General features: G+C 77.8%; 7 protein-coding genes. 5 read left to right on the top strand and 2 right to left on the bottom strand.

Annotated features, from left to right (window positions below; genetic code table 11):
• Window positions 1-1,041: caspase family protein (locus KVT14_RS02455; RefSeq protein WP_217614203.1), on the bottom strand; the 1,041-nt coding region annotated here is incomplete at its 3' end.
• Window positions 1,042-1,320: 279 nt separating this feature from the next.
• Here KVT14_RS02455 and KVT14_RS02450 point away from each other — a divergent pair.
• Both KVT14_RS02450 and KVT14_RS02445 read left to right on the top strand, forming a co-directional pair.
• Entirely contained in the window at window positions 1,321-3,441 is a 2,121-nt protein-coding gene (locus tag KVT14_RS02450) for a DNA/RNA non-specific endonuclease (protein WP_217614202.1), read from the top strand.
• 119 nt (window positions 3,442-3,560) lie between these two features.
• Complete coding sequence (locus KVT14_RS02445; protein WP_217614201.1) at window positions 3,561-4,382, top strand: SDR family oxidoreductase; 822 nt, start codon at window positions 3,561-3,563, stop codon at window positions 4,380-4,382.
• A gap of 18 nt (window positions 4,383-4,400) precedes the next feature.
• Here the strand turns inward: KVT14_RS02445 and KVT14_RS22910 are convergent, their stop codons facing one another.
• Window positions 4,401-5,192, bottom strand: coding sequence for a glycoside hydrolase family 16 protein (locus KVT14_RS22910; protein ID WP_217614200.1), 792 nt, complete (start codon window positions 5,190-5,192; stop codon window positions 4,401-4,403).
• 148 nt (window positions 5,193-5,340) lie between these two features.
• Here KVT14_RS22910 and KVT14_RS02435 point away from each other — a divergent pair, with 148 nt between their 5' ends.
• From KVT14_RS02435 to KVT14_RS02425, 3 genes are read left to right on the top strand one after another with little or no spacing between them, the layout of a single operon-like run.
• The gene (locus tag KVT14_RS02435) at window positions 5,341-5,691 is read left to right on the top strand and encodes a hypothetical protein (protein ID WP_217614199.1); all 351 of its coding nucleotides are present in this window, start codon (window positions 5,341-5,343) and stop codon (window positions 5,689-5,691) included.
• A 29-nt stretch (window positions 5,692-5,720) separates the two neighbouring features.
• Entirely contained in the window at window positions 5,721-5,963 is a 243-nt protein-coding gene (locus KVT14_RS02430) for a hypothetical protein (protein ID WP_217614219.1), read from the top strand.
• Window positions 5,960-7,663: a RecQ family ATP-dependent DNA helicase gene (locus tag KVT14_RS02425; RefSeq protein WP_217614198.1), complete on the top strand. Its 1,704-nt coding sequence runs from the start codon at window positions 5,960-5,962 to the stop codon at window positions 7,661-7,663. The genes KVT14_RS02430 and KVT14_RS02425 overlap by 4 nt, the downstream gene beginning before the upstream one ends.

Below are 7,663 nucleotides of genomic sequence, written 5' to 3'. Positions count from 1 at the left end.
CTCCGTGGCCGCCCAGATCGGGAGCCGGCCCTCGTACTTCCAGACGAAGTGGCGGACGGACTCTTCGGTCCTCCCGTCGTCCAGCCAGGCGGGGGAGCGGCGCAACCACTCCCCCTGCAGCGTCCCCCGCGGGCCCGCGCCCCCCGCGCCCCGCGCGGCGCCGTCGCCCGCGGCCGCCTCCGGCGCTGCGAGCGGCCACGGCTCGATCCGGGACAGCCACGCCTCGAGCGGGTCCGAGGACAGCCGGGCGTCGGGCGTCTGGGCCAGGTCGAGCGGGGCGTGCGCGGCGGTCAGCCGCTCCGCGACCAGCCCGGGCAGCGCGCGCTTGAGCGGCCAGGGCTGCACGAGCCCGAACCCGGCGCCTGCCCCCGCGCCGGCACCGCCCGCGGCACCGCCGCCGCCCGCGGGCGCGCCCGGCCCCGGCGTCACCAGCGCCGGGTGGTCGCCGCGCAGCGCCCCCACGAGCGCCGACGTGAACAGCGCCTGGTACGCCGCCCCGGACGCCGCGGGGTCCTTCACCTCGTAGGCGGGGTCGCCGAGCGCGCAGGCGTAGAACACGTCCACTGCGGCGGCCGGCCCGCTCGGCGGCAGGTTGGGGACGACCGCGACCCCCTGGACGCTCAGCTCCTGCACCGTGCTCGCGGCCGTCCGGCAGGCGTCGGAGACGAGCACCACGTGCCGGACGGGCAGCCGCTCCGCGAACCACGAGGTCAGCGACACGTTGACCGCCTGGCTGCCGTCCTCGGGCGCTCCGGTGAGCAGCCAGAACTCGGCGTTCCCGGTGTTGATGCCGTGGCCGCTGAAGTACACGACGAGCTGGTCGACGTCGCCGCGGTCCACCAGGCCGCGCACGCCCGCGAGCACGTCCGAGGCGGTCACGGGCGTGCCGTCGTCGTCGGTGAACGCCAGCACCAGGTCGTCGGGGACGCCCTGCTCGGCGGCCCAGGCCCGCACCGCCGCGACCGCGCCGGGCACCGCGGGCAGCTCCGGGAACCGGCCGCCGGTGCGGGCGACGCCCACCAGGACCAGCGCGCGCGCCACCGTGCTCACCCGACCCGGCGGGTGGCTGACGGGTGTGGGCGGGCGGCCATCTCGACTCCGTCGTCCGGGGCGCGGACCCTTCGAGTGCAGCACCGGCGCGCGGGCGCGTCAAGGCCCTCGGCGGCCCTGGTGTGGCGTGGGTCACACTGCTAGCGTCGAGCGCGTCCCCCCGTGCGTCCCGTCCGCCGGGCGGGGGACGGACGACGACGCCCGCCCCGCCCGGCCACCCGCCCGCAGCGCCGGGCGCCCGCCGCGTCGTCCGCCCGAGGGGACCGGACCATGGACACCGTCAGCGCGCCGGGAGGCGCCACCACCCTGCCCGAGCGCCTCCGGGCGCAGGAGGAGTACCAGCGGGAGCTCGCCGCCCGCCGCGCGCGGGAACGGGCGGACGTCCGGCTCCCGGCGATCGACCGCGTCGACCGCCGGGAGCTCGCCGCGGCCAACGACCCGCTGCGGGTGGCGCGCCGGGTGGACCGGGTGAGCCGGTTCCGCACCGGCGAGGACCCGGACTCGGTGCCCACCGACGTGCCCGCCCCCGCGCTGGTCGCGGACGCGGCCGAGCGGCTGGACCTGCCGGACGCCCCGCAGATCCTCCTGGAGAAGGTGGTCAACCAGCCGGACTTCCTGGAGGCGCGGTACCTCGAGGGCGGGTTCGTCGCCCAGCGCACGGTCGGCCGGGTCGTGATCCGCGGCGCCGACGGCCGCACCGCCGGGTTCGGCACGGGGTTCCTGGTGTCGCCGCACCTGGTGCTGACGAACCACCACGTGCTGCCGGCGGCGGACGTGGCCGCGGGCAGCGTGCTGCAGCTGGACTTCCAGCGGGCGCTCGACGGCGACCCGATGCCGGTGGTCGAGGTCGGGCTCGACCCCGACCTGTTCTTCGCGGCGGACCCCGAGCTCGACTTCGCGCTCGTGGCCGTCGCCGGCGCGCCCGCCAGCACGGCGCCGTTCGGCTGGTGCCGCCTCACGGGCGCGCAGGGCACCGTCGTCGTGGGCGAGTCCGTGACGATCGTGCAGCACCCCGCGGCGCGCCGGAAGGAGGTGGCGCTGCGGGAGAACCGGCTCGTCGACATCCCCGAGCAGGTGCTGCACTACGTCACGGACACCGAGCCGGGGTCGTCCGGGTCGCCGGTGTTCAACGACCAGTGGGAGGTCGTCGCGCTGCACCACGCGAGCGTGCCCGACCCGTCGCCCGGCGGGTCCGGGTCGCTGAACGAGGGGATCCGGATCAGCAGGATCCTGGCGCACCTCGCGGGGCTGCCGCTCGACCCGGCCCGGCGGGCGCTCGTCGACGCCCTGGACGACCCGGCGACGCCGCACGGCGGGCCCGAGGCGGCCTCGACCCCGGCACCCCGCCCGGCGTCGGCCACGACCGGGCCCGCGGTACTCGGCGCGACGGTCGGCGCCGCGACCGCCGCGACCGCCGCGACCGCCGCGACCGCCGCGACCGCCGACGGGACCGTCGCGATCCCGCTCACGCTCACCGTGCAGGTCGCGCTCGGCGCCGCGCCGGCGCCGGTCCCGGACGGGCCGGCGGCGCCCCCGCGCCCGCCCGCGTCCGTGCCCGTCAGCGCCCACGAGTCGCTCGCGATCGACCCCGACTACGCCGCGCGCGGCGGCTACGACCCCGACTTCCTCGGCGTCCCGCTGCCGGTGCCGGGCGCGGGGTCGAACGCCCCGGACGCGTCGGCCGAGCTCCGGTACCACCACTTCAGCGTCGTGATGCACCGCGCGCGCCGGCTGGCGCTCTGCACGGCGGTGAACATCGACGGCGCGCACACCGACGCCCGGCCGCGCAGCGACGACCGGTGGATCCTCGACCCGCGGCTGCCGCGCGAGGAGCAGACCGGCGCGGAGGTGTACGCGGACAACGCGCTCGACCGCGGCCACCTGGTCCGGCGGCTGGACCCCTCCTGGGGAGCGCTGGCGCGCGCGGCGAACGACGACACGTTCCACTACACGAACTCGGCCCCGCAGCACCACGCGTTCAACGCGGGCTCGACGCTCTGGCTCGGGCTCGAGGAGTACCTGCTCGGCACGGCCCGCCGCGACCGGCTGCGCCTCTCGGTGCTCGCGGGCCCGGTGCTCGCCCCGGACGACCCCCCGTACCGGGGTGTGCTGCTGCCGCGGCAGTTCTGGAAGGTGGTGGCGGTCGTCGACGAGCGCGGTCGACTCGTGGTGACGGGGTACGTGCTCGGGCAGGACGCGTTCCTGCCGAGCGTGCTCGCCGAGGCGACGTTCGGCGCCTACCGGACGTTCCAGGTGCCGGTGTCGATGATCGGCGCGCTGACCGGGCTGGACCTGACGGCGTACGCGGCGGCCGACCCCCTCGGCACCGTCGAGGCGACCGTCGCGGCGCACGAGCTGCGGACGTACGGCGAGATCGTGCTGGGCGGCTGAGCGGCGCGGCTCCGGTGGCCGCCCGGTGGCCGTCCGGTGGCGACCGGCTCGTGCCCGACCTAGCGTCCGACGAGCGGGTGCGGCCGCGCCGCCCGCGCGCACGGACGAGAGGCCGACCCATGACCGAGCACATCGCGATCCGCCCGCTGGCGGTCGTCACCGGGGCGTCGAGCGGGATCGGGCTGGAGCTCGCCCGCCGGTTCGCGGCCGAGGGCTTCGACCTGGTGGTCGCCGCCGACGAGCCGCAGATCGCCCTCGCCGCCGACGCGCTCACCGCCGCGGGCAACGCGGTGCGGCCCGTGCACGCGGACCTCGGCACCGCCGAGGGCGTCGCGCAGCTGGTCGACGCGGTGCGCGCCGTGGGCCGGCCGGTGGACGCGCTGGCCCTGAACGCCGGCCTCGGGGCGGGCGGCCCGTTCGTCGAGACCCCGCTGGACGGCGACCTCGCGGTCATCGGGCTGAACGTCGTCGGCACGGTCCGGCTCGCCAAGGCGCTGGTCCCGGCGATGGTGCAGCGCGGTGCCGGCCGGGTGCTGCTCACCGCGTCGACGGCGGCGCTGATGCCCGGCCCCTGGTACGCGACGTACGCGGCGTCGAAGTCGTTCGTGCAGTCGTTCGGCGAGGCCCTGCGCCACGAGCTCGCCGACACCGGCGTCACCGTGACGACGCTCCTGCCCGGCCCGACCGACACGCAGTTCTTCGCGCGCGCCGGCATGGAGCAGACGCCGGTCGGGCGCGGTCCGAAGGACGACCCCGCGGACGTCGCCGACCAGGCGTTCGAGGGCTTGATGGCGGGCACCGACAAGGTCGAGGTCCGGTCGCTCAAGGCGCGGCTCCAGACCGCGGCCGCGGCGGTGCTGCCCGACCGGGCGAAGGCGGCGATGCACGCCGGGTTCACGCAGCCGCTGGACGGCGGGCGCCCGGACGAGCCGGGGGAGTGACGCCCGCCCGCGCGTCGGTCAGCCGGGCGTGACCCGCACCCGCTCGACCACCAGCTCGGGCACCGCCGGCGCCCCCGGCCCGTGCGGGCGGTCCGGGAAGTCGAACACGCCCAGCATGAGCTGCAGCGGGTAGCCGGGCCCCTGGGCGAGGGACCGGGTGACCACGCCGTCGACCTCGAACACCGCCCGCCCGGGCCGCCAGGTCACGGCGTAGGTGTGCCGCGCCGCGACGTCGACCGCGGTGCGCGGCGCGGCGAACTCCTCGCGCAGGTCCGGGTCGCGGAACGGGTGCACGCCGGAGCCGAGCGCGGCGGTCGGCATGCCGTCCTCGTCGGTCCCCAGGGTGTCGCCGAACACCTCGACCACGCAGAGCTCGCCGCTGCGCTCCGGCACGTCCTCGACGCCGACCAGCCAGGCGGAGAACATCGAGCCCGGGCCGATCGTCGCGCGGCAGGTCACCTCGACCCGGCCCGCGACAGGGGTGCACGCCCACCGCGCCGGCTGCTCCTCGTGCACCGTCTGCCCGGCGCGGAACGGCTGCTGCCCGCGCGTGCTCCCGACGGGACCCGACCAGGACCCGCTCTGCGCCGCCGAGACCCGGAGCGGCGGGACGTGGTCGCCGGGGCACCAGACCGGGTGGTCGGCGGGGATCGTCAGGTGCAGCCCGTCGGGGCCGGTGCGGGCGGCCGCGGCGGCGGCGGTGTACGAGCTCCACGCCGGGAGGTAGGCGAGCGTCCAGCCGCGCTCCTCCGGCGGCGTCGCGAACCGCTCGTCGAGGGCGGTGGGTCCGGGGGCGTGGGGTGCGGGCACGCGTGCTCCCTGGCGGTGCGGTGTCGGCGGGCGTGCGCGGACCCGCCGATCGTAGGACCGGCCGCGCTCCGGTGGCACGCCCCCGCACCCCGGCCTAGCGTCGATCGCGGCGGCCGCGCCCGGCGCCGCCACGACCCCGGGAGGACGCATGACCGACGACGACGTGCGCCGCGAGGACCTGCCCGTGCCGGACTACGACCACCTGCCGATCGGCTCGCTCGGCCACCGCATCCGCAGCCTGGAGGCCGACGAGATCGACGTGCTGCGCCGGTACGAGGAGGCGCACGCGAACCGGGTCGCGGTGATCCAGATCCTCGACCACCGGCTGCTCGACCTCGCCGAGGGCCAGCGCCCGTCCTCCGGCGACGCCGCGGCCCCCGCCGCGGAGACCGCACCAGCCCCGGCGGGCACCAGCAGCGCCGCTCCGGAGACGGCCGGGCCGCCCCAGAACCCGCCGTCCCACGGCGTCCCCACCAACCCCGCCCAGCCGCGCCGCTGAGCGCCCCACCACCCCCACCGGAGGCCCCCGTGTCCGACCGCGGCACCGTCGACGACGACTACCTCGAGCGCGTGCGCGCGTCCGAGGAGCAGCCCCCGCCGCCCCCGCCCGCGCGGGTGCTGCTGTTCCTGTTCTGCTTCGTGCTGTTCGTGGGCGGGCTCTACCTGATGGGGCTCGCGGTCGACACCGCCGAGATCTGGCTGTTCACGGCCGGGATCCTGTGCAGCGGCGGCGCGTTCTTCCTCGGCCTCAACCGCGCGCGCACCCTGTGACGCGGACGACCGACGGGTCCGGGGCCGAGGCACCGGACCTGGACGCCGCCGTCCGCCGGGTCCTCGGCCCGGACGCGACGCTCCGCGAGGCGCAGCGCGACGCGCTCGACGGGCTGCGCGACCGGGACACGCTCCTGGTCGCGCGGTCCGGGGCCGGGAAGACCGCCGTGTACGCGATCGCCACGCTGCTGAGCGGGGAGCTGACCGTCGTGGTGTCGCCGCTGCTCGCGCTGCAGCGGGACCAGGTCGCCGGCCTGCGCGAGGCGGGGTTGCGGGCGGAGTCGGTGAGCTCGGCCCGCGGCGCCCGCGCGCAGGCCGCAGCCCTGGAGGCGGCCGCGACGGGCGAGCTCGACGTTCTCGTGCTCGGGCCGGAGCAGCTGGCGCGCGGTCCCGTCGCCGAGGCGCTCGACCGCGCGCCCGTCGGGCTCGTGGTCGTGGACGAGGCGCACTGCGTCAGCGAGTGGGGACACGACTTCCGGCCCGACTACGTGCACGTGGCCGGCACCGTCGAGCGGCTCGGCCGCCCGCGGGTCCTGGCGCTGACCGCCACCGCGTCGCCCCAGGTGCGGGACGAGGTCGTGGAGCGGCTCGGCATGGTCGACGCCCGGGTGCTCGTGCACGACGCCGACCGGCCGAACATCTGGCTCGGCGCGCACCACGCGTCGACGCCGCGCGAGCGGGACGACCGGGTGGTGGCGCTCGTCGGCGAGCTGGTCGCCGACCCCGGCGGCGCGGGACTCGTCTACGCCCGCACCCGGACGCACGTCGAGGAGCTGGTCGAGGCGCTCGGCCGCGCCGGGCTGCCGGCCCGGGGCTACCACGCCGGGCTGCCGGCGAAGGAGCGCGCCGCCGTCGAGCGGGCCTTCCTGTCCGGGGAGCAGGACCTGGTCGTGGCCACGAGCGCGTTCGGCATGGGCGTGGACCGGGCGGACGTGCGGTTCGTGGTGCACGCCGGCCCGCCCACGTCGCTGGACGCCTACTACCAGGAGGTCGGCCGTGCCGGGCGCGACGGCGAGCCCGCGCGGGCGGTGCTGGTCAGCCGCCCGGACGACTACGGGTTCAACCAGTACCTGCGGACCGGGGGAGTGCCGAAGCAGCGCACGCTCGCGGCCGTGCTGGACGCCGTCGCGGCCGCACCGGACGGGGGCCGCGACCAGCGCGCGCTGACGCGGGCGAGCGGGCTCGCCGCGCGGACGGCCTCCCGCGCCCTCGGCGTCCTCCTCGACACCGGGGCGGTCCGGCGCGAGGACGGCGGGACGCTGGCGGCGACCGGGATGTCCGCCCAGGCCGCGGCGCGCACGGCCACCGAGCGCCAGGAGGAGCGGCGGACGGTCGAGCGGACCCGGGTCGAGGTCGTGCGCACCTACGCCGACACCACCGACTGCCGGCGCCGGCTGCTGCTCGAGCTGCTGGGGGAGAAGCACCCGCGGCCCTGCGGGGCCTGCGACTCCTGCGACGCGGGGACGTCGGTCGAGGTGGAGGACGCGCCGCTGCTGCCCGGGCAGGCGGTCGAGCACGCGGAGTGGGGACCCGGGCAGGTGTCGGTGGTCGAGGAGGACCGGGTCACGGTGTTCTTCGCCGAGCGCGGGTACGTCACGCTGGACACCGAGGTCGCGCTGGAGTCGGGGCTGCTGCGGCCCACGTCGGGGCCGGTGCCGGGAGCGGCGGGGACGGCCCCCGCCGGGGGCGCCGCCGCCTGA

It is taken from the genome of Cellulomonas sp. GbtcB1 (assembly GCF_019091725.1).
Classification (GTDB): domain Bacteria; phylum Actinomycetota; class Actinomycetes; order Actinomycetales; family Cellulomonadaceae; genus Cellulomonas.
The sequence above is the reverse complement of the archived record's forward strand: the minus strand, read 5'-3'. Positions and strand labels throughout refer to the sequence as shown.

Coding starts and splice junctions, on each gene's coding strand:
- KVT14_RS02435 (WP_217614199.1), top strand. CDS start 5,341: ATGACCGACGACGACGTGCGCCGCGAGGACCTGCCCGTGCCGGACTAC.
- KVT14_RS02450 (WP_217614202.1), top strand. CDS start 1,321: ATGGACACCGTCAGCGCGCCGGGAGGCGCCACCACCCTGCCCGAGCGC.
- KVT14_RS02445 (WP_217614201.1), top strand. CDS start 3,561: ATGACCGAGCACATCGCGATCCGCCCGCTGGCGGTCGTCACCGGGGCG.